Origin of the sequence: Shewanella sp. AS1, assembly GCF_021412565.1 — a bacterium.
Lineage (GTDB): Bacteria > Pseudomonadota > Gammaproteobacteria > Enterobacterales > Shewanellaceae > Shewanella.
In genome coordinates this window covers 640672-660782 of sequence record NZ_JAKCLJ010000001.1, presented here as the reverse complement: position 1 = coordinate 660782, position 20111 = coordinate 640672, and the positions used below count along the sequence as shown (strand labels likewise).

Annotated in this window: 23 protein-coding genes; 11 read left to right on the top strand and 12 right to left on the bottom strand. The window is 47.7% G+C overall.

What is annotated here, in order from left to right; all coding sequences use genetic code 11:
* Positions 1-33: 33 nt before the first annotated feature.
* On the bottom strand, positions 34-882 hold the full coding sequence (gene tsf, locus LZP69_RS02995) for a translation elongation factor Ts (RefSeq protein WP_234198695.1): 849 nt from the start codon (positions 880-882) through the stop codon (positions 34-36).
* Positions 883-993: 111 nt separating this feature from the next.
* Positions 994-1722, bottom strand: coding sequence for a 30S ribosomal protein S2 (rpsB, locus tag LZP69_RS02990; RefSeq protein ID WP_234198694.1), 729 nt, complete (start codon positions 1720-1722; stop codon positions 994-996).
* Between the two features lie 291 nt (positions 1723-2013).
* Between rpsB and map the strand changes: the two genes are divergently transcribed.
* The 4 genes from map (at position 2014) to LZP69_RS02970 (ending at position 6987) form a co-directional block, all read left to right on the top strand.
* Positions 2014-2811 carry a type I methionyl aminopeptidase gene (map, locus tag LZP69_RS02985; RefSeq protein WP_234198693.1) on the top strand — a complete coding sequence of 266 codons (798 nt, stop codon included), beginning with the start codon at positions 2014-2016 and terminating at the stop codon, positions 2809-2811.
* A gap of 121 nt (positions 2812-2932) precedes the next feature.
* The gene (glnD, locus tag LZP69_RS02980; RefSeq protein WP_234198692.1) at positions 2933-5509 is read left to right on the top strand and encodes a bifunctional uridylyltransferase/uridylyl-removing protein GlnD; all 2577 of its coding nucleotides are present in this window, start codon (positions 2933-2935) and stop codon (positions 5507-5509) included.
* Positions 5510-5543: 34 nt separating this feature from the next.
* On the top strand, positions 5544-6368 hold the full coding sequence (gene dapD, locus LZP69_RS02975; protein WP_234198691.1) for a 2,3,4,5-tetrahydropyridine-2,6-dicarboxylate N-succinyltransferase: 825 nt from the start codon (positions 5544-5546) through the stop codon (positions 6366-6368).
* A gap of 280 nt (positions 6369-6648) precedes the next feature.
* Positions 6649-6987 carry a DUF3718 domain-containing protein gene (locus LZP69_RS02970; RefSeq protein WP_234198690.1) on the top strand — a complete coding sequence of 113 codons (339 nt, stop codon included), beginning with the start codon at positions 6649-6651 and terminating at the stop codon, positions 6985-6987.
* Between the two features lie 124 nt (positions 6988-7111).
* On the opposite strand, the gene purU is transcribed toward LZP69_RS02970, so the two are convergent.
* The 3 genes from purU to LZP69_RS02955 are packed head-to-tail and all read right to left on the bottom strand — an operon-like array spanning position 7112 to position 9841.
* Positions 7112-7945: a formyltetrahydrofolate deformylase gene (gene purU / locus LZP69_RS02965; protein ID WP_234198689.1), complete on the bottom strand. Its 834-nt coding sequence runs from the start codon at positions 7943-7945 to the stop codon at positions 7112-7114.
* 19 nt (positions 7946-7964) lie between these two features.
* A complete protein-coding gene (locus tag LZP69_RS02960) occupies positions 7965-9383 on the bottom strand; it encodes a PTS transporter subunit EIIC (protein ID WP_234198688.1) in 1419 nt (472 codons plus the stop codon).
* Positions 9384-9394: 11 nt separating this feature from the next.
* Positions 9395-9841 carry a flavodoxin gene (locus LZP69_RS02955; RefSeq protein WP_234198687.1) on the bottom strand — a complete coding sequence of 149 codons (447 nt, stop codon included), beginning with the start codon at positions 9839-9841 and terminating at the stop codon, positions 9395-9397.
* A gap of 93 nt (positions 9842-9934) precedes the next feature.
* Here LZP69_RS02955 and LZP69_RS02950 point away from each other — a divergent pair, with 93 nt between their 5' ends.
* Positions 9935-10153, top strand: a complete 219-nt coding sequence (locus tag LZP69_RS02950; RefSeq protein ID WP_234198686.1) for a hypothetical protein — start codon at positions 9935-9937, stop codon at positions 10151-10153.
* A gap of 109 nt (positions 10154-10262) precedes the next feature.
* On the opposite strand, the gene truC is transcribed toward LZP69_RS02950, so the two are convergent.
* A complete protein-coding gene (gene truC / locus LZP69_RS02945) occupies positions 10263-11111 on the bottom strand; it encodes a tRNA pseudouridine(65) synthase TruC (RefSeq protein ID WP_442800655.1) in 849 nt (282 codons plus the stop codon).
* Complete coding sequence (locus tag LZP69_RS02940; protein WP_234198685.1) at positions 11098-11415, bottom strand: YqcC family protein; 318 nt, start codon at positions 11413-11415, stop codon at positions 11098-11100. Before LZP69_RS02940 ends, truC begins: the two co-directional genes overlap by 14 nt.
* 138 nt (positions 11416-11553) lie before the next feature.
* On the opposite strand from LZP69_RS02940, the gene LZP69_RS02935 reads away from it, so the two are divergent.
* Positions 11554-12567, top strand: coding sequence for a DUF3549 family protein (locus LZP69_RS02935; protein ID WP_234198684.1), 1014 nt, complete (start codon positions 11554-11556; stop codon positions 12565-12567).
* Positions 12564-12959 (top strand): DUF3301 domain-containing protein, encoded by a 396-nt coding sequence (locus tag LZP69_RS02930; protein WP_234198683.1) that lies wholly within the window; start codon positions 12564-12566, stop codon positions 12957-12959. Before LZP69_RS02935 ends, LZP69_RS02930 begins: the two co-directional genes overlap by 4 nt.
* Before the next feature lie 1380 nt (positions 12960-14339).
* Here LZP69_RS02930 and LZP69_RS02925 read toward each other — a convergent pair.
* Both LZP69_RS02925 and LZP69_RS02920 read right to left on the bottom strand, forming a co-directional pair.
* Complete coding sequence (locus tag LZP69_RS02925; RefSeq protein WP_234198682.1) at positions 14340-14678, bottom strand: DUF962 domain-containing protein; 339 nt, start codon at positions 14676-14678, stop codon at positions 14340-14342.
* Positions 14675-15334 (bottom strand): GNAT family N-acetyltransferase, encoded by a 660-nt coding sequence (locus LZP69_RS02920; RefSeq protein ID WP_234198681.1) that lies wholly within the window; start codon positions 15332-15334, stop codon positions 14675-14677. The genes LZP69_RS02925 and LZP69_RS02920 overlap by 4 nt, the downstream gene beginning before the upstream one ends.
* Positions 15335-15469: 135 nt before the next feature.
* Here LZP69_RS02920 and LZP69_RS02915 point away from each other — a divergent pair, with 135 nt between their 5' ends.
* Positions 15470-15700 (top strand): DUF2789 domain-containing protein, encoded by a 231-nt coding sequence (locus tag LZP69_RS02915; RefSeq protein ID WP_234198680.1) that lies wholly within the window; start codon positions 15470-15472, stop codon positions 15698-15700.
* Positions 15701-15824: 124 nt separating this feature from the next.
* On the opposite strand, the gene LZP69_RS02910 is transcribed toward LZP69_RS02915, so the two are convergent.
* Complete coding sequence (locus tag LZP69_RS02910; RefSeq protein WP_234198679.1) at positions 15825-16196, bottom strand: DUF3192 domain-containing protein; 372 nt, start codon at positions 16194-16196, stop codon at positions 15825-15827.
* Between the two features lie 147 nt (positions 16197-16343).
* Here LZP69_RS02910 and LZP69_RS02905 point away from each other — a divergent pair, with 147 nt between their 5' ends.
* Both LZP69_RS02905 and LZP69_RS02900 read left to right on the top strand, forming a co-directional pair.
* The gene (locus tag LZP69_RS02905) at positions 16344-16679 is read left to right on the top strand and encodes a hypothetical protein (protein WP_234198678.1); all 336 of its coding nucleotides are present in this window, start codon (positions 16344-16346) and stop codon (positions 16677-16679) included.
* A 4-nt stretch (positions 16680-16683) separates the two neighbouring features.
* Entirely contained in the window at positions 16684-17457 is a 774-nt protein-coding gene (locus LZP69_RS02900; protein ID WP_234198677.1) for a Zn-ribbon-containing protein, read from the top strand.
* Between the two features lie 28 nt (positions 17458-17485).
* Here LZP69_RS02900 and syd read toward each other — a convergent pair whose 3' ends face one another.
* The gene (syd, locus tag LZP69_RS02895; RefSeq protein ID WP_234198676.1) at positions 17486-18145 is read right to left on the bottom strand and encodes a SecY-interacting protein; all 660 of its coding nucleotides are present in this window, start codon (positions 18143-18145) and stop codon (positions 17486-17488) included.
* 61 nt (positions 18146-18206) lie between these two features.
* Between syd and queF the strand changes: the two genes are divergently transcribed.
* Positions 18207-19064, top strand: a complete 858-nt coding sequence (gene queF, locus LZP69_RS02890) for an NADPH-dependent 7-cyano-7-deazaguanine reductase QueF (RefSeq protein WP_234198675.1) — start codon at positions 18207-18209, stop codon at positions 19062-19064.
* A gap of 163 nt (positions 19065-19227) precedes the next feature.
* Here queF and LZP69_RS02885 read toward each other — a convergent pair whose 3' ends face one another.
* On the bottom strand, positions 19228-20100 hold the full coding sequence (locus LZP69_RS02885; RefSeq protein WP_442800659.1) for a 4'-phosphopantetheinyl transferase family protein: 873 nt from the start codon (positions 20098-20100) through the stop codon (positions 19228-19230).
* Positions 20101-20111: the final 11 nt, after the last annotated feature.

The window sequence follows — 20111 nt, the reverse complement described above, 5'->3', positions numbered from 1 at the left end:
CTGCGGTTTTTTAGGGTATCTTACAAGTGGCGATTAAGCCTTAGAAGCGGCGATTTGCGCTGCAACTTCAGCAGCAAAATCTTCTTCTTTCTTCTGGATACCTTCACCAACTTCTAAACGAATGAAGTTAGAAACAGTCGCGCCTTTCTCTTTTAGAATTTCGCCAACAGTTTTCTTTGGTTCCATGATGAATGCTTGACCAGTCAGTGAAACCTCACCGGTAAACTTCTTCATACGACCAACAACCATCTTCTCAGCGATTTCAGCAGGCTTGCCTTCGTTCATCGCGATTTCGATTTGAAGCGCTTGTTCTTTAGCAACAACTTCAGCTGGAACGTCTTCTGGGTTAACGTACTCAGGCTTAGATGCAGCAACGTGCATAGCAACGTGCTTCAAAGTCTCTTCGTCAGCTTCACCAGTAACAACCACACCGATACGGTCGCCGTGACGGTAAGTTGCCACGTTTTCACCATCGATGTACTCAACGCGACGAACGTTGATGTTTTCACCGATCTTAGCAACCAGAGCAACACGCGTCTCTTCGAATTGAGCCTGTAGATCTGCGATAGCAATTTTAGCAGCAGTAGCAGCATCCAGTACTTCGTTAGCGAAAGCCAGGAAGTTCTTATCTTTAGCTACGAAGTCAGTTTGACAGTTAACTTCAAGAAGTGCAGTGAAACCAGCACCTTGCTTGATTAGGATTGTACCTTCGGCAGCAATGTTACCTGCTTTTTTAGCCGCTTTTGCAGCACCGCTCTTACGCATGTTATCGATCGCCAGTTCCATGTCACCGTCGGTTTCGATCAATGCTTTTTTACAATCCATCATGCCAGCGCCAGTACGCTCGCGTAGTTCTTTAACTTGGGCAGCAGTAATTGCCATTGTTAAATCCTCTTATAGAAAACTCTACAAATCAAATGTGAAAAAACAGGGGCACTAGGGCCCCTGTTCACCAATCACGTTTCTTGGTTAATAAGGGCAAATCTCGCCTTATTATTCAGCTTCTACGAAACCGTCTTGCTCTGCTTGAACAGCTAGATCTTGGCCACGACCTTCTTTAGCCGCTGCAGCAACTGACTCAGTGTACAGACGGATAGAACGCATAGCGTCATCGTTACCTGGAACTATGTAGTTGATGCCGTCTGGAGAAGAGTTAGTATCAACAACAGCAACAACTGGAATACCTAGGTTGTTAGCTTCTTTAATCGCGATATGCTCATGGTCAGCACCGATAACGAAGATCGCATCTGGTAAACCACCCATGTTTTTGATACCGCCAAGCGATTTTTCTAATTTCTCAAGCTCACGAGTACGCATCAGCGCTTCTTTCTTAGTCAGCTTGTCGAAAGTACCGTCTACAGACTGGCTTTCAAGATCTTTTAGACGCTTGATTGATTGACGAACTGTTTTCCAGTTAGTCAACATACCGCCTAACCAGCGGTTATCAACGTAGTATTGATCACAAGAAATTGCGGCTTCTTTGATCGCTTCGCTTGCAGCACGCTTAGTACCAACGAAAAGGATTTTACCTTTCTTTGATGCAACGTTGCTGATGAAGGCTAATGCTTCATTGAACATAGGCACAGTGTGCTCTAGGTTGATGATATGAACGCCATTACGCGCACCGAAGATGAATGGCTTCATCTTTGGGTTCCAGTAACGGGTTTGGTGACCGAAGTGAACACCGGCCTGAAGCATGTCACGCATTGAAACTGTAGTCATTTTTTTACCTTAAAAAATTAGGGGTTAGACCTCCACGCATCCCATATCTCCGACCTTTAAAAGGCACCCCGGAGAACGTGTCGATACGTGTGTGATTTAGTATTTAGTGATTGCCATGTATAATGGCTGCCATATTCGCTCTCAATGATAGCAAAAGCCCTAAGGCCAAAGACTATCGGAGCAGAGACAAACATAACGGCGCGCTTTATACCATAATACCAGCGCAAACACAAATTTTTAGCTTAGCTGCAGACCCAAAAATGCGGCTACAGAAACACAAGAGAAAGCTTCATGAGTATAGTGATAAAAACAGCCGAAGAGATCGAAAAAATGCGTGCCGCAGGCAAACTGGCCGCCCAAGTGTTAGAGATGATTGAGCCCCATGTCAAAGCTGGGGTCACCACCAATGAACTTAATGAGATCTGCGCTAAATTTACCGAGGAGCAAGGTGCGATTTCTGCACCACTGGACTATCACGGTTTCCCAAAGTCCATCTGTACCTCAATCAATGAAGTCATCTGTCACGGCATCCCGAGCGACAGAGCCTTAAAAGATGGCGACATCATCAATATCGATATCACAGTGATCAAAGACGGTTACCATGGCGACACCTCTAAAATGTTCCTCATTGGCGATGTCAGCGCCAAAGACAAACGCCTGTGCCGCATCGCCCAGGAAAGCCTCTACGAAGCGATCAAAAAAGTGCGTCCCGGCATGAAACTGGGTGAAATTGGCACCATTATCGAGAAATATGTGAAGGGCAAGAAAAGCGGTCTTGAAAAGTACAGTATTGTTGCAGATTATTGTGGTCACGGCATAGGCTCGGGTTTCCACGAAGAACCACAGGTGATGCACTACAAAAACAATGACAAGACCCTACTTCGCCCTGGCATGTGTTTCACCATCGAACCTATGATCAACGCCGGACGCCATACCACAATATTAGACAGAGAAGACAACTGGACTGTGACCACCTCTGATGGTAAAAACTCGGCTCAGTGGGAACACACTTTGTTAGTCACACCGACGGGGGTCGAAGTACTGACGCTGCGTGAAGAGGAAAACTTCCCGCGTATCATCAACCATTAAACTAGGCAGCAGTGAGATAGCGTTATTCAATACCCGCCACACTAGTGTATCGAGAATTGTACCGGGCAAATCGAGATAGCAAGCATCACCTTGCTATCTTTTACAAATTGTAGGGATAACAATGAATACAGCGCTAACCGCTAAATCCGCATCCAAGCAACACAATCAAGAGTTATTAGCGCAATTTAGTGCCGGAGAACCGGTCACGGCTCTAGTCAGGCAGCGCTGCCAGTTTGTCGATAAGCTGCTTACGCAGCAGTGGCAAGCCCACGAGCTGAATGAGCAGCCCATCGCCCTTATTGCCGTGGGCGGTTATGGCCGCGGCGAACTCCTGCCCCACTCAGATGTGGATCTCCTGTTTCTTATCGAAGGCAAACTGTCCAAAGAGGGCGAAACCCTGCTAGGCCAATATATCGCCTTTCTATGGGACGCAGGGCTTGAGGTCGGTCACAGCGTTCGCAGCCTCAAAGACACCCTAAAACAGGGGCTTGGCGATATCACCATAGCCACTAACCTGCTGGAGGCGCGCCTGCTTTGCGGTCCCCAATCGCTGTTTAGCGGCCTGTATGACGGCGTGCGTGAAGCCAAGTTCTGGCCAGCCAGTGCCTTTTTTGTCGCCAAACGTGATGAGCAGCTGGCAAGGCACGCCAGGGCCAGCGCCTTCGATTTAGAACCCAATATCAAATCCTGCCCGGGCGGCCTCAGAGATATTCAAACCATTACCTGGGTGGCGATGCGCTACTTTAATGCAAGTTGTGTCGAAGAGCTACTGGCCCACGGTTTTTTAGAGCAGAGTGAGCTCGATGAGCTGCTCGAATGTCAAGACTATCTGTGGCGATTACGCTTCGCCCTGCACCTGATCTCGGGGCGCGATGAAAACCGCCTGCTGTTCGATATGCAGCGGCAAGTCGCCGAGCTGCTGGGTTACAAGGATGCGACTCAACTAGCTGTGGAGCAGATGATGAAACGCTATTACCGTACAGTAAGGCGGGTAATGGAACTCAATCAGATGCTGCTGCAACTGTTTAAGCGCGCCACCTTGGGCCACACCAAAGCGCTGGAAATTCAGCCAATAGATGAGGAATACCAGCGCAGAGGCAGCTTTATCGAATCCTTAGCCCCTGATGTGTTTGACGATCCAGCCGAGATAATGAAGCTGTTTCTACTGGTGGCGCGTAACTCCAATATCAAAGGCATTTACGCCCCCACCCTGCGCAGCCTTCGCCGGGCAAGACGCGCCCTCAAAGCGCCCCTGATGGACGACCCACGCTGCCGCGCCGTCTTCTTAGAAATACTGCGTCATCCCCGCGGGATCACCTCCCTGTCGCTGATGCACAGCCACGGCATTATGTCCTCTTACTTGCCCGCCTGGCGCAATATTGAGGGGCAGATGCAGTTCGACCTATTTCACGCTTATACGGTCGATGAACACACCCACAGGCTGCTGATGAATATCGAGCGCTTCTCTCAGGCCGAACAGAAAGAGGAGTTTCCCTTAGGCTCTGTGCTGATCAATCAGCTCCCCAAGAAAGGCCTGCTGGTGTTAGCGGCGATTTTTCATGATATTGCCAAGGGTCGCGGCGGCGATCACAGCAAGCTAGGCTCAGCCGATGCTCAGGCGTTTTGCGATCTGCATGGGCTTAACAAACACGATGGCCGCCTGGTAAGCTGGCTGGTCGAAAATCACTTAGTCATGTCGGTCACCGCCCAGCGACGGGATATTTCAGACCCTGATGTTGTGGCAGAGTTTGCCGACAAGGTGCGTGATGCTATCCATCTAAGCTACCTCTATTGCCTTACCGTGGCCGATATCTGCGCCACTAACGAAAAAACCTGGAATAGCTGGAAAGGCTCTCTACTGCGCGACCTCTACTTCTCCACCCAGCGCGTACTGGCCCGCGGCAAGGAAAAACCGGTCGATATCCGCGGCCGGGTTAGGGAGCATCAGGCAAAAGCGAAACGAGAATTGCTCAGAAGAGGCATTAAAGAGAAGAGCTTAGATCTGCTGTGGCAACGTTTTAAGGCGGATTATTTTTTACGTCATCAGCCCAATCAAATCGCCTGGCATGCAGAGGCGATTCTCAAGCACAAACAGGATGAGGCCTTTGTGCTGATTTCGAAACACACCACCCGAGGCGGCACTGAGTTATTCGTTTATAGCCCAGATAAACCCAAATTGTTCGCAACTGTTATGGCAGTGTTAGATAACAAGAATATTAATGTGCATGACGCCAGCATCATGAATTCAAAAGATGGTTACGCACTGGATTCTTTTGTCATTTTAGAGCAAGATGGCAGCCCTGTTTCGCAAATCTCGCGGATTCAGGGGCTGAAAAAGGCCCTGATAAAAGCCTTGAGCACAGATATGACAAAACTGCCCAAGTTTAAGAAACTGCCAAGGCAGATGAAGCCATTTAATGTGCCAACTCAGGTGAGTTTCTTACCGTCACGCAAGCAAGGCACCAGCATGATGGAATTAATTGCGCTCGATAGCCCAGGATTACTCGCCAAAGTGGGTGATATTTTCTATCGTTGTAAGGTGACGCTGCTTGCCGCAAAGATCACTACCATAGGTGAGCGGGCGGAAGACTTTTTTATTTTGCAGACCGCCGAGGGGCTGCAACTGAATGAAACAGAACAAGATGAGCTGAGTCAGGCGCTAATCCAGGCCCTGTCTGAGCCAATCAACGAATTCTAGTAGGATTTATTTTCAAACATAATTGGGAGATGTTATGGAGGCTTTACGCCAACGTATAGAAGCGGCTTTTGAAGCTCGCGCAGAGATCACACCAAGCACAGTCGATGCCGCTGTGCGCGCCGATGTTGAACAAGCTATCAGCATGTTAGACAGCGGCGAGGCTCGTGTTGCCGAGAAAATTGACGGCCAATGGCATGTGCATCAATGGCTGAAAAAAGCGGTACTGCTCTCTTTCCGTATTTTCGATAACCAGGTCGTTGATGGCGCGGAAACCAAGTATTTCGATAAAGTCCCAATGAAATTTGCCGACTATGACGAGGCGCGCTTTAAGAAAGAAGCTATTCGTGTCGTTCCCCCTGCGGCTGTGCGTAAAGGCTCTTTTATCGCCAAAAATACTGTGCTGATGCCCTCTTACGTCAACTTAGGTGCCTATGTCGATGAAGGCACTATGGTCGACACCTGGGCGACTGTCGGTTCCTGTGCACAAATTGGTAAGAACGTGCACCTTTCCGGTGGCGTCGGGATTGGCGGCGTGCTGGAGCCATTGCAGGCAGGTCCTACCATTATCGAAGACAACTGCTTTATCGGCGCGCGATCTGAAATCGTTGAAGGCGTGGTCGTTGAAGAAGGTTCAGTGATCTCCATGGGCGTGTATATCGGCCAGAGCACCCGCATCTATGATCGTGAAACCAGCGAAATTCACTATGGCCGCGTACCTGCTGGCTCAGTTGTGGTATCGGGTAACCTGCCATCGAAGTGCGGCACCTACAGCCTGTACGCTGCGATTATCGTCAAAAAAGTCGATGCCAAGACCCGCGGTAAAGTGGGTATCAACGAGCTTTTACGCATCGTCGATTAGTCACAGGATTTATCACGCTATTTACTAGAGTAGCTTTGGTAAACATCTAACAGCCAAACCCTAGTGGTTTGGCTGTTTGCTTTTCAGTTGCCCCTAAACAAGCGATAATCGCATTGAGAATGAAAAGCTATCTCAGTTAGAAACACTTTGTTACCTGCAGACACATATCGATCCACCCCTCACAAATAGATACATTTAGCGACAAATGGCTAACAGCTTTTAGGGTTAATAACGACTTTACTGATATTCGATCCCCCCGATAAACAGCTAGGAGCACCAAATGAAAAAGTTACTTTCAATTGCCGTGATTGCATTAGCCCCCTTTGCCTTCTCAACCCAGGCAGCCATGTCGTTGCATATGGAAAATACCCTGATTGCAGTATGTAAAGCTGGTGCCAGCAACAACCTAATTGAGTTCAACGGAACCATGAGAGAATACCGCATTAATAAGCAGCGTGTTTTCCCTCGTCTGGTTTGTAATGGCGAGAACTTTCACCAATTTGCACTGAGTAATGGTGCGCAGCGCACAGCCAAGAAAATCGCCCCCTACACAGCCACAGTTACAATTAAAGACTTGGCGATGAATACAAGCGATGAGATATTAGCAGTCAACTACTAAGTATTGATCCACTAGCAGGAATCAATCAGCAAGAATAAAAATGCCGCTCCTTAGAGCGGCATTTCTTTATCGACATTCTTAGCAACAGTTCTCAGCGACAGTTAGCTAGTTTCAACAGACCCAATTAAAACACGACCGTCTTATTACCATAAACAATCACAGCCTCCTGCAATACCAGCTGCAGCGCCTTACTGAGCACACTCTTTTCCACATCACGGCCACATTTAGCCAGCTCCTCTGCACTGTAGCTATGATCCACATGGATAACATCCTGTTTGATAATAGGTCCCTCATCCAAACAATTATTCACAAAATGCGCGGTTGCACCGATAATTTTCACCCCACGCTCCCAGGCTTGGCGATAGGGCGAAGCACCGATAAAAGCAGGCAGAAATGAGTGGTGAATATTGATAATGGTATTGGGATATTGCGCGACAAATTCAGGGGTCAACACCCGCATATATTTCGCCAACACCAGATAATCCACCTGGTATTTTGCGATAATCTCCAGCATCTGCTGCTCATGCTCGTGCCGGCTCAATCCCTCATGGGAGACAGTATAAAACGGGATATCAAATTTATCGGCCAGGGGTTTTAAGGTATCGTAGTTACCTATAATTGCTGCAATTTCCACATCTAATGCGCCGTAATAGGCTTTCATTAAAAGGTCACCAAGACAGTGCGCCTCTTTCGTCACCATCACCACAATTCGCTTTGTGCCGGCCGCGACTAATTTAATATGGCGCTGAGCTGGCAGCACACCATCAAGATCCGCTAGCAGCTGCCCATCATCTATCTTACCTTCCAGCTGAGTGCGCATAAAAAATCGCCCCTGAGCATGATCGACAAACTCACTGTTCTTGGTGATATTGAGGCCATGGGCATAACAGACACCCGTGATCTTGGTGATTAACCCAGGTGCATCGACACAATCTGTGATCAAGACTTTTTGCTGCATTTACCTTCTCCTAGAACTCCTAATGCCGCTCTAAATAATGCTGCAATAAGCGCCGGATCCGCTCGGCCTTAGTGCCATAAACTATCTGTACCCCATTACCGACAAATACAACGCCTTTGGCATCTAAGCGTTCAAGCAGCGCTTTATCCACCAAATCCACTTGCTTCACGCTGATCCGCAGGCGAGTTAAACAAGCACCTAAGTCGATAATATTATCCTTGCCACCCAAGGCCTTAATGATAGAAAACATTCCCACCTTAGCGCCATCACCCAATACCCGTCCTGGGGTTTTAAGGTCGAATGCCAAAATAGCCGCGCGAAATACCAGGTAATAGATAAGCGCAGTGAACGGCCCCAAAATAAACAACCACTCGGCATTTTCCGACTGCTTATAGAGCAAGGTGAAATCCACTAGGCCATGGGAAAAGACTATGCTGTGGTGTATATCTAAATAGATGGCTACAGCAAAGGCAAGGCCTGTTAGTAACGCATGTATGACAAACAGCAGCGGTGCTACAAACATAAAAGCAAATTCTATCGGCTCTGTCACCCCAGTTAGCCAGCAGGCCGAAGCGGCGGAAAACATGATCCCCGCGACTCGGTTACGTTCGCCCACATCCGCACAACGCCATATCGCCAGCGCGGCCGCAGGCAACCCCCACATTTTAATCAAATAGCCACCGGCTAAATTTCCTGCCTGAGGGTCCCCTGCCAGATAACGCCCTACCTCACCGCGAACTGTCTCACTGCCATTAAGGTATTGCCCCATCTCAAGGAAGAAGGGCGCATTCCAGATATGATGTAGCCCCAATGGAATAAGCAGTCTCTCCACCATGCCATAGAGGGCAAAGGCAAACTCTGGCTTTTGGTAAACGGCCCAGTTAGAGATCTGCTCGATCCAGACAGAGAAGAGAGGCCAGATCATCAGGAAGAGATAGGCCTGCAATATTGCCAGCGGCAGCATTAAAAGAGGCGCACTGCGGTGTCCCTCAAAAAAAGCAAACATTGCGGGTAAGCGCAGCTTTTCACTCCACTTGACCGCAAAACAAGTGATCACACCAAGCAGCATGCCCCCTGCAATACCTGTATCTATGGTCTGAATACCTAAGATACTCATCGCTTGGATCTGGTTTATCTTGACTAATGCCGACAGACTGGCAAAGAAAACGCCGTAACCAAAAACCGCACTAAAAGCGGCCAAGCCTTGATCGCGACAGAAGCCTATGGCGATAGTGACGGCGAACAACATGGGCATCATATCAAAGATGAGGTTACCCACTGTGAGCATGAGTATCGAGACAGTATTTGAGATAAAAGGCAGTTCGTTGTTTGCCAGGCCTATCATCACCCCCGCTGCCGGTAAGATGGCAATGGGCAGCAGTAATGACTGGCTCAGTTTTTGAGCAAACTTAAACCATTGTCGACTGAATTTTTGCACGCCAACCTACCTTAGATGAGTTTTATCCACTCTTGTAGCCACCGCTTAGCCTCTTCTTCCGGCTCCATGGTTTCACAGGCATCGATTTTAAGCAGCTCACCAATGCGCCTTGCACCCAGTTCTGTAAAGAGTTCATCGAAACGAATACCGGCATTGCAAAAAGTCTCATAGCTGGAATCCCCCAGGGTGATCACCCCATATTCCAGTTTTGGCAGGTAAGGGGCATCGCTGCGCATCATCTCAAACCAGGGGCTGATATTATCTGGCAGATCCCCTTGGCCTGTGGTTGAGGTCACAATCAGTAAGACTTCATCCTCAGGCGGCACAAACCCTTCGAGCGTCTCAGGCTGGTGCAACTGAGCCTCCACGCCCGCAGCACTCAGTTCCTCCTCCATGGTCTGGGCCACAAATTGAGCACTGCCATAAACAGTCCCAAATACCAGATTCACTTTTCTCATGTTTTATTTAGCCCTAAGCGAATAATTTTCATATAATTAAACAATACTTTATTGAAAGCTTGATGGCTAGATTGAGTTTCAAGGATAAACCGGATGCGACACTTAAGCCGAAAGAAACACTTAAAGCATGTACAGCGTAGCGCCCATATCCGCCGCATGTGTTACTTTCGCTCCCTCCATGCACTGACTCTTGAGCATATTCCCGATCATCTTACGCCTCACCCTCCCCAGTCTCCCTTCGAATTCGACTCGCAGCTCATCGAATACGAAAATGATAAATACGAAAATGTTGAATACGAAGAAGAAAAGTAGCCATTAAAAAGGCCAGCTTTAAAAGAAGCTGACCTTTTACTCTTAATTCATGCTGATTGAATACTGATCGAGTCAGCTTTTAAGTCTATTTCGACTAAGAGAGTGCCATTTAAAGCTGCTCACAGATAAGCATACCTGAATCACTCTCGATCGCCTCTTGCCAGCCCAGGGCCTCAAAAATCGTTAACCATTCTGACTCCAGCTCTGTTTCTATGCTGATCGGTTCACCGGTCCTTGGATGAGTAAAACGCAGCATTTTGGCGATTAACCATAAACGGTTAATCCCAAAATGTTCACGGAAAAAGCGATTCTGCTTACCGTCACCATGAGTCGTATCACCAATAATCGGGTGACGCAGATGCGCCATGTGCCTACGCAGTTGATGTTTTCGCCCTGTATGTGGGGTTAATTGCACTAAGGCGAAACGACTGGTGGCATAGCGGCCTGAAGGATAAGGGATCTCACAATTCAGCAGCGGTTGATAACTGGTCTGCGCCTCCTGGGCCGCCTTATCGGGATCGGCATATTTATCTCCCAGTTCATCAAACTCCTGCTTTAAGGGGTAATCGAGACAATCTCCCTCTAATATATTTCCGCGCACCAGCGCAAGATACTGTTTTTCAATCTCCTTAGTAGCAAACTGTTCACACAGCAGATTGGCCATCTCGGCACTTTTCGCGAACAGCAAAACCCCTGAGGTAGGCCTATCTAAGCGGTGCACAGGAAAAACATGGCAACCCACTTTATCCCGTGTCAGTTGCATCGCAAAAAAGCGCTCTCGCCTAGCAAGATAACTGCGGTGAACCAATAAACCTGCGGGTTTATGGATAGCAACAATATCCTCATCTTCGTAAAGGATGCTGATCTCTGGCGCCACATCATCGGCTAAAGCGTCATTGTCTGCGCTCTGCTCTTGTTCTAATAATTTTTCAGGCTCTAACGGATTATCTTGGTTCACTCAAACGCTCATCTAATTGATTTAAAAGTGTTGTTAAACGCTTCATCTTGGGTTGATTCTGCCACACATGCTCGGCCATAGGGGCTAACGCTATTCGCTGCGGCAAGGGGGCTTTCAGCGCCACCAGCTGGCTCATCTTAGGGATAAAGATAAATTGCAGCCACTGCTCAAAGGCCAGTGACTCACAGGCAAAAGGAGTCGGATCCACCAGCGCCTCTTCAGAGGGCGGCGAGCTCGCCCACATAGCCAAAGACTTGAGTTCCAGCTCAATCAAAGTTAACTGCTTTTGGGTAAAAGAGTACAAACGTCCTCCGGTTTAACACTGATAAGCGAGTCACCATCCTGGCCTGGATCGCTAATTTTCGCCAAATTATACCATCTCAGTGCGCTTGTCCCTATAATAGCCGCCATTAAAAGCTGTCACTCAGAGTTAACAAGCGCCATGACTGAAATCACCACCCTCACCCAATTTTTAACCGCTGCCAATACCCAGTTTGAAGTCTATGATCTAGGCCGCCGAGTGCAACATATCGACAGGGTCGCCTTCGCCCAGATAGAAGAGCTTAGTGCCCCTTATCCGTCGCCCATTCAAGGTCATGCTCAATTTGCTATCGTCTTTTGGGACGAGAGTGAGCAATATTATGTCTGGTTTTTAAAGTTACCTCTGGATGAGCGCGGCCTGTTATCACCTGCTCCGCGCACCCAATTCATTCGTATGGTGATTGAAGCCCTTGGTAGTTCACCGACTCAGAATATGACTCAAGAGCAGCAAGATAAGTTAGCCAATCACCCCTTTGCTTTTAAACCACCGGCGGAGAAACTGGCCTGCTTTAACGCCTTAGTCAAAAAACAGCTAGGGAAAGCCGCCTCGCCTCAGTATGAATTTGCCTATCAATATCTGTCCGGACAAATCGATTCGACTCGCTGGCAAGATGTGGGTCTGCAGGGTATTGCCGACCTCTGTGTGCGGGCTAATGAGCTGGATCACCAGCAGCAGATCATGCGCGCCTTTGACCACTGCGCCATCGAAGTGCAAATCGCTTTGTGTCAGCAGCTGGAACACCTCACTCTCAGCGATAAGGTTGCCGAGCATCTGTCAGCCAAACTAAAGCACGCCGAGCCAGAACACAGACTTTTCTTCCTGCGCGCCTTAGCCTCCCAACCAAGCTACGCCAGACAAGCCATCGCCTATTTAGCCGAATTAAATGAATTAAGCAGCGAGGCTTTAATCACCATTGCTGCCCGTAACTGGAACGCACTGAAAGACGATCAAACTCGCACTCTTTACCTCGAAGCCTTGGCGAAACAGGAACAAGACTTCTTTAACCAGATCTTTGCTGATATCGTTGCTATTCCAGCTATCCGCACCGAACTGTTAATGGCACTTCGCTCGCCGGATCGCAGTCCAAGTTTATCGGCCGCCATTGGCGGACTTTTTAAGGTGACCAAAGCATGATGACCGACTTTTTAATGATTGCTGCCCTAGTGGTGATCATCGCTTTTTTCTGGCAACTGAGACAGATGGCAGAATTGAGTAGACGTTTTGCCCACAGCGAATGTCGCAAACAACGTGTGCAACTGTTAGCCATAGCAATGGAATCGGCCCGTCCAAGCATAGGAGGCACGAGTGGCCTCACCTGGAAAGCCAAGTTCATGATGGAATTTAGTACAGACGGCATCAACCAATATAAGGCATCTATCTGGATGCACGGAAAGAAGGTTCAGAAGATTCAATGGCCTATCTTCCCTGAGCCCGAATGGTTAGAAGCCCCAGAAGCCACGGGAACCATAGGCGGAAGTTGTGGTGGTGGCAGCCGCGGCGGATGTAAATCCGGTGGCTGTAAATAGCCTCTTTCAGATACAGAATAAAATAATCGAAAAGGAAAAGGCGCGGCTCATTTAAGGGCCGCGCCTTCTATCTTTTTGCTAAGCTATCCCGCTATAACTGTGCTCCCTGCACCATCCATGCGACTATTTGCTTCCTGCATCATCCCTGCACTGTTTCCTTGTACCTAAATATCCTTAAAATCGGTACTGTCCATAACCTGGCATCCTACCAAGTGTGTATCATCCTTAATACGTGTCCTTTAATCTTCCTTGAGCATCCCTTCTATACACTCCGTGTATACCACCATCCTAGGCAGTAAAACATCTTCCCTGAAGAGATAGCGACTCCATCGCACTCGCCAATCACTCGGCTTACACCATTCATCCTTGAACAAAGCTAATTCTATTGGAGCGACAACACTTTTTTATCCAATTCATAAATAAACTTTTTTATATTAAAAATCATACCAATGGCAAAAACAGATAACTAATTGATTAATATAATGTTAATTTAGTGTTAATGGAGATCGACACAATAAAGCTGTTATAAGTCTCACGCGCTTGTGAGAGATCTCTTACAAAGTAACAGGCATTATGTCTGCTACATTTCCCCAAACTTAAAAGAAAACAGGTAAATAACAGCAAACAATGGTGTTGATATCGCAGACTCAAGCTTGCTCAAAGCAAGCATATAAATCGTCACCTCTAACAAAGACTCCCAAAAACTGCTTTCTACCGACAATAAAAAAAGGCGTACTAAAAAGTACGCCTTCTTCGTGCAACTCAAAGCCGATATTTGGCTAAGATTGCTATGTTACTACACTCTGGCTCCTGCCAATCAAAACATCCTGTCGGTTTATCCTTAGTTCACTATCCCTAGTTCAGCCATTCCATTTAACTGAAATCCCAATCCTTTTGGCTTGTATTCCCTCCTTGAAATACACTCCCGATGCTTAAATGAACCTATGATTAGCGAGTGCATAGATATCTATCTACTAGCTCAAATCAGCTCCTTGGTACATCCCATACCATAGGGGTTTTCCTACCCACTCCATTGACGCTTCATCCTTTTCCCTTGCGCCTATTTCGTTTCATTTAAGCCTGTTCCTTAATGAGGCTCAGTATAAACAAGCTAAAAATTAAATATGCACCTCAAAGAACAATTCAGTGCAGCACAAATAATAATCACTGAGTATTTTCAAGATAAACAACTGAAATATAATGAAAATAAATTATTTCGTTCTCGAAACACCAAAAATAAAAGCAAATCACTCACAATCTTGTAAGCGATCTCTCACACAATCAGGGGAAATAAAAGTAGATCTAATTAAAATTTATCAAAACAGCTGCTTAGTACAAAACAGGGCGCTAAAATAATTCACCCTAAATTAACAATTGCGCTTATTTAGACTTAAAGAGCGAGCCAAGCCACTGGGCATACATCACCCAATCGCCATACAAGCTATAGAGAGGATGGGTAAAAGTCGCGGGGCGATTATGTTCAAACATAAAGTGCCCTATCCAGGCACAGCCATAACCAGCAACGGGCATCAATAACAACCAATATCCATTTTGTAACCATAGACTCAGCAGCAACAGCCCAAGCACGAGTGTGCTACCTAAATAGTGCATGGCGCGACAGGCGGGCTGCTGATGCTGCGAAAGATAAAAAGGATAAAATGCCTTAAAACTGCGATATTGATTTACTGCCTTATTATCCTGAACCCGCTCCCTGTTCATTTGGTTATCTCACTTTTCGAACTGCGATAAAACAGCAGTTCACCTTCGACATCGGCAATGGTTAACTTTTCCAGCAAGGCAAAACCGGCGCGCGAAAAAAGTTGGCCATGGTTTGTCTGCGTCACATAGACACCTATGCCGTCGAGTTCAGGCTGTTCATCGCACCAACTCATAACGGCCTGTACTAAGCGACTACCCAGCCCTTTATTCTGCTCCATTGGTGTCAGCGCGATAAACTGTAAGATGCCGCATTGGGTACTGGGAAGATGTTCCAGGATCGAGGCTTCTTTTTTCATTAATGTCTGAGTCGATTGCCATCCAGTGCTCATCAGCATTTTCAGGCGCCAGTGCCAGTAACGCGCCTCTCCCAAGGGCACTGCTTGAGTGACGATACAGGCTAGCCCAATCAATCTCTCACCATCGAACAAACCGATTAAAGCCTGCTCTTCCTGCCAGAGGGAGTAGAGCTCTTCCCGCAGCGCTCCTCTGAGCTTCTGTTCATACTGAGTCTTGTCGCTATGCTCTATTGCTGAGAGGAAAAAAGCATCATCATGATAAGCGTTATATAAGATAGACACCGCAAGGCGCAAATCCTCGGCGGTTAAGTAGACAGCTTTATATTTTTCGTTAGCCAATTCAGGGCTTATCGTGTCCATACGCTTATCCTCAGATGGGAGCTATTTCACCTAATGTAACAAGCTTGTAAATAAGTGCAAATGATAATCGACTCGAAACTTAACTAAAAAAGTCCCATACTGAACGGACAACAATTGAGTAAAAAGGTGATTGCAATGGATATAAATCAGCCGGATATGCATTCCCTGTTTGAGCAACTAGGCTTGCCAAGTCACAGTGAGGCCATCGAAGACTTTATCAGCCAGCATAAACTCACGGCCAAAACCCACTTAGTCAATGCCGACTTTTGGAGCTCATCCCAGAAACATTTTCTTAAAGAGGCATTAGAGGAAGACGCCTCCTGGACTGAGGTCATAGACCAGTTAGATGCACGTTTAAGACATTAATTACCGATAAAGCATTAAATACAAAAGACCATTGCCTGACATCAAGCAATGGTCTTTTTCTGGATATTTAAAGCGCGACTCGCAGCAGCCTAATTAGGTTAACAACCAGACTTTTCAAGTTAACCTAGATACTCTTGTAGGCTTTTTCGCCCCAACCGCTAAGCGCATCATCGACTAGCACCACAGGAGTACACTCATCTTTTGTGGTTGTACCATCGCCTTTGACTCTCTGGGTGCGATAGTAAAGCACCACAACGGTTTTATCTTCTTGCTTATAGGCTTCATTAAAATCGGCTGTGCCCATCAGTGTCATCACCTGATCCCGACTCATGCCAAGCGTCAGCTTAGCTAAATTGGCTCGGTTCTTATCCTGAACTTTTTCCCAGTGATTGCCATTATCCCAATTGCCTTCACCGTCACCCACATTAATCACACAACCCGAAAGCAGCGCGCTGCTTGCGCCTAAAAGTAGCAGACTGAATATTTTTGTTTTCACTTTAACTTCCCGTTTATCTATTATAGCCAGACCTGAGACAGCAAAGCTTATGCCAAAAAAGTAACGTTATGATTTATAATGAATTAGCTATTTTTAAGTTCGTCACTCTGGGTTAATGCCACTAATTTTTAAGGAATTTCACTAACTATGAGTCCTATCGAGCAAGTATTAAATTGTGCCAAAGAGATCACCCTCTCAGGTAAAACACCGAGTATGGCGCTACTGAAAGCCAAGTTAGGCAACAGCCTGCCTATGCCTGTTTTAATCCAGGGATTACAGCGCTTTAAAGCATTATCGAAAGAGGAAGTGGCAGCGCTACACTTTAAACCGGCTGTGAGCAAGGAGTCGCAAAGCGATACCCCCATGAGTCTGGAAACCTTGCAGCAAAATATCCGCACCCTGCAGTCGCAGCATGAGGTGCTACTCAATCGCGTCGCACAGCTGGAAAAGGCGTTAGAAAACGCTTTAACAAAAGAGAAATAAACCCATGCACGTGGTAGAACTCAGATTCGAATGCTTCGATAACACCACAATCAGCGCCGCCGAACAGGCCATCAATGGACTGCTTGAGGCCTACCGGGCCAATGGCCAGATATTGGGACGGGAGTTTGCTGTGGCATTTAACAATGCCGAATTCAAAGTGCGACTACTGACACCAGAAAAGAGCAGTCTGGCCAAACGCTACAACAGCCCCTGGGTAGAGCAGGCACTGAGCCAATTAACCCAAGCTAAACTGCTGCAGCCCAGGGAAAAATATATCGGCCAGGATATCAACTCAGAAGTGAGCGCGACTGATAAACCCAGCTGGCAGCTGCTCTATACCAGCTATGTGCATATGTGCTCTCCCCTGCGCAGTGGCGATACCCTGCAACCCATCCCCCTGTACCAGATCCCGGCAACCTTTAATGGCGATCATAAACGTGTCATAAAATGGCAAACAGAGTGGCAAGCCTGTGATGAATTACAGATGGCCGCAGCAACTAAGGCTGAGTTTGCCGCCCTGGAAGAGATAACCCGCTGCGACAGCGATCTGTTTCGCCGAGGCTGGGATCTGCGCGGTCGTATCGAATACCTGACTCAGATCCCGACCTATTACTATCTTTATCGAGTAGGCGGAGAGAGTTTATCGGCGGAGAAACAACGCCCCTGCCCACGATGTGGCAATAAAGAGTGGTTGCTCGATGAGCCACTGTTGGATCTGTTTCACTTCAGGTGTGATGACTGCAGAATCGTCTCTAACATCTCCTGGGATCACCAATAGCAGATATCAACCACTACAAACAGGCGCCTTACACCTTGTTGGTGAGATGGCGCCACATTATCTTAATGCGCTGCCAGATCCCGGGATGATCCAGTGCCGGCAAACTCTCTTCAACCATAGGTGTTGGCGGGCAGACTCTGGGGGTCAGCTGGGAGATAAACTCATCTAAAGAGTCGGCCAGTCGCTGCTGTGGCACCTCACCGGGCACTTCAACCCAGACGCTGCCATCGCGATTATCCACCACCAGCATCTGATCGCCCTCACCGAGCACGCCAATAAACCAGGTCGCCTCCTGCTTGAGTTTCTGCTTCATCATCAGGTGGCCAATCAGGTTCTGCTGCAGATACTCAAAATCGTTCTGATTCCACACCTGCAGCAGCTCCCCCTCACCCCACTTAGCGTTAAACATCAAACTGGCAGCAAAATAGTGACCGTAAAAGGCCTGAATACTCGGATGCAGCTGAATCGACAAGGCGGTTTCAATGTTAGCAAAACTGCCGGGAGACTCGCGCTTCACCACCTGCCACTGCAAGGCAATATCGTCCTGTTTTAACTTGGCTTTATCCGTTTCAAACAGACACAAGGAGTCTTCGCCATGGGGATAATACTTAGGGTGCTCCCCCAGTTTATCCAGATAGGCTTCATGGTATTGTTCAAAAAAATGTTCCAATGCAGGTAGAGAAGACACTTAGCAGCGACCTAAAATGTAAGTATAATGTGCGGCCTATTTTGACATGGAACCCCCAGTAATGACACCAGTTCATGACCCATACCGTGATGCTCCGGCCCTTTCAGACCTTACTCTAGGCAAATCGACCGGCTATCAGGAAGAGTACGATGCGACGCTGTTGCAGGGTGTGCCTCGCAAGCTGAACCGCGATGCCATCGCCCTTGGCGAGACGCTGCCCTTTCACGGTGTCGATATCTGGACAGGTTATGAACTCTCCTGGCTCAATGCCAAGGGCAAGCCTATGGTGGCGATCCTCGAAGTCGAACTGGACATTAACAGCGTTAACCTTATCGAGTCTAAATCTTTTAAGCTCTATCTCAACAGCTTTAACCAGACTCGATTTGCCTCGCTGAACAAGGTACAACAGACCCTGAGTGAAGATCTCAGTGCCTGTGCCCAGGGCGAAGTCAAAGTTAACGTCATTGAGCCCAAGCACTTTAGCCATCAGCGCATCAGCGAGTTGCCCGGCAGCTGCATCGATGATCTGGATATCGAGATTAATGATTACCAGTTCAACAGCGACTATCTACTCGATAGCACTGACAGTCAGACAATGGTCGCGGAGACACTAACCTCTAACCTGTTAAAATCTAACTGTTTAATTACTTCCCAGCCCGACTGGGGCAGCGTGATGATCCGCTATCAGGGACCGAAGATTGACCGCGAGAAACTGCTGCGTTACCTGATCTCCTTTAGGCAACACAACGAGTTTCATGAGCAGTGTATCGAGCGGATCTTCGTCGATTTGAAACACTACTGTCACTGCGCCAAGCTTACCGTGTTTGCCCGCTATACCCGTCGTGGCGGCCTGGATATCAATCCTTATCGCAGCGACTTTGAGCAACCACCGGAAAATCACCGCCTCGCGCGTCAGTAACTGTATGTAACTCTCACGTATGTAACTTGCACGTATGTAACTTGCACGTAGGTAACTCTCACATAAGTAAGAAAGAGTTACCTTGATTAACGAAAAAAGTCCGCCTGTGCGGACTTTTTACTCATCTGGTTTTGGTTAGATGCGCTTGATTTGCGCCCTGTCCTTACTCGCCTTTCAATAGCTGTAAAACCTCATCTATTCTGACCACACTGGCGCTCAACGCTGGCCTGACAGAGGCATTCAGGCTCAGGGCAAAACGGTATTGACTGTTCAGCTTCCCAAGCAACACCTGCCAGTTATCCTCATCGCCCTGATGCTTTCTTAGGGTGATATCGCGCTGGATAACCAATGGCTCACTTGCAGGTTCATCCTCTGCTCTGCTCTTGTGCAGTGCTAATCGCTCATTATGCTGCAGCGCCAGTCGCTCCTTGCCCTCTACATTCGCCTCGCTATTATCAAACACAAAATGAAAGGATTTCAGCGGCTGGGCTAAGCCAAGGCCGGTCGCTTTAATAAATGATTCTTTCAGCGCCCAAAGATCGAAGAAACGCTGGCGCTGCTCATCTTCAGGCAGCGCCAGCAGCGCCTCGCGCTCCTGAGCCGTAAAATAGTTATCTAAGATGCTATAGATATTGGTCGATGGCCTTAAACGCTCGATATCCACTCCAAGTTTTAAGCCATTGCCTGTTAAAGCCGGGTCAACACGCGTCAGGGCAATTAACAGATAATCACCGCTGTGACTTAGGTTAAACACCAAGGGCGAGGCGGCAAAACTGACCGCGGATAACACAGGTTTACCTTTCTCAAGATAACGAAACTGCCATTCATTCGGCGCAATATTCGAGCCCCACAGCCGGGCAAAAAAAGATAACACACCGCGAAGATACCCCCGCACCAGTAAACCTTTTCGCCGGGCATCAGGCTGTAAATAGCGATCCACTTTTGCCTGTTCATCTTCAGGCAAACAGCCTCGCAGCCTCTTTATTTCATCAGACGTTAAATTCGCCTCTGTGAGCGGACAGAAAAAAAAGTGCACATGGAGGAGAT

Coding starts and splice junctions, on each gene's coding strand:
- purU (WP_234198689.1), bottom strand. CDS start 7,945: ATGCAGCAAAAAGTCTTGATCACAGATTGTGTCGATGCACCTGGGTTA.
- queF (WP_234198675.1), top strand. CDS start 18,207: ATGACACCAGTTCATGACCCATACCGTGATGCTCCGGCCCTTTCAGAC.
- LZP69_RS02930 (WP_234198683.1), top strand. CDS start 12,564: ATGATGACCGACTTTTTAATGATTGCTGCCCTAGTGGTGATCATCGCT.
- LZP69_RS02920 (WP_234198681.1), bottom strand. CDS start 15,334: ATGGACACGATAAGCCCTGAATTGGCTAACGAAAAATATAAAGCTGTC.
- LZP69_RS02950 (WP_234198686.1), top strand. CDS start 9,935: ATGCGACACTTAAGCCGAAAGAAACACTTAAAGCATGTACAGCGTAGC.
- glnD (WP_234198692.1), top strand. CDS start 2,933: ATGAATACAGCGCTAACCGCTAAATCCGCATCCAAGCAACACAATCAA.
- LZP69_RS02935 (WP_234198684.1), top strand. CDS start 11,554: ATGACTGAAATCACCACCCTCACCCAATTTTTAACCGCTGCCAATACC.
- map (WP_234198693.1), top strand. CDS start 2,014: ATGAGTATAGTGATAAAAACAGCCGAAGAGATCGAAAAAATGCGTGCC.
- tsf (WP_234198695.1), bottom strand. CDS start 882: ATGGCAATTACTGCTGCCCAAGTTAAAGAACTACGCGAGCGTACTGGC.
- LZP69_RS02970 (WP_234198690.1), top strand. CDS start 6,649: ATGAAAAAGTTACTTTCAATTGCCGTGATTGCATTAGCCCCCTTTGCC.
- LZP69_RS02925 (WP_234198682.1), bottom strand. CDS start 14,678: ATGAACAGGGAGCGGGTTCAGGATAATAAGGCAGTAAATCAATATCGC.
- LZP69_RS02955 (WP_234198687.1), bottom strand. CDS start 9,841: ATGAGAAAAGTGAATCTGGTATTTGGGACTGTTTATGGCAGTGCTCAA.
- LZP69_RS02905 (WP_234198678.1), top strand. CDS start 16,344: ATGAGTCCTATCGAGCAAGTATTAAATTGTGCCAAAGAGATCACCCTC.
- dapD (WP_234198691.1), top strand. CDS start 5,544: ATGGAGGCTTTACGCCAACGTATAGAAGCGGCTTTTGAAGCTCGCGCA.
- LZP69_RS02900 (WP_234198677.1), top strand. CDS start 16,684: ATGCACGTGGTAGAACTCAGATTCGAATGCTTCGATAACACCACAATC.
- rpsB (WP_234198694.1), bottom strand. CDS start 1,722: ATGACTACAGTTTCAATGCGTGACATGCTTCAGGCCGGTGTTCACTTC.
- LZP69_RS02915 (WP_234198680.1), top strand. CDS start 15,470: ATGGATATAAATCAGCCGGATATGCATTCCCTGTTTGAGCAACTAGGC.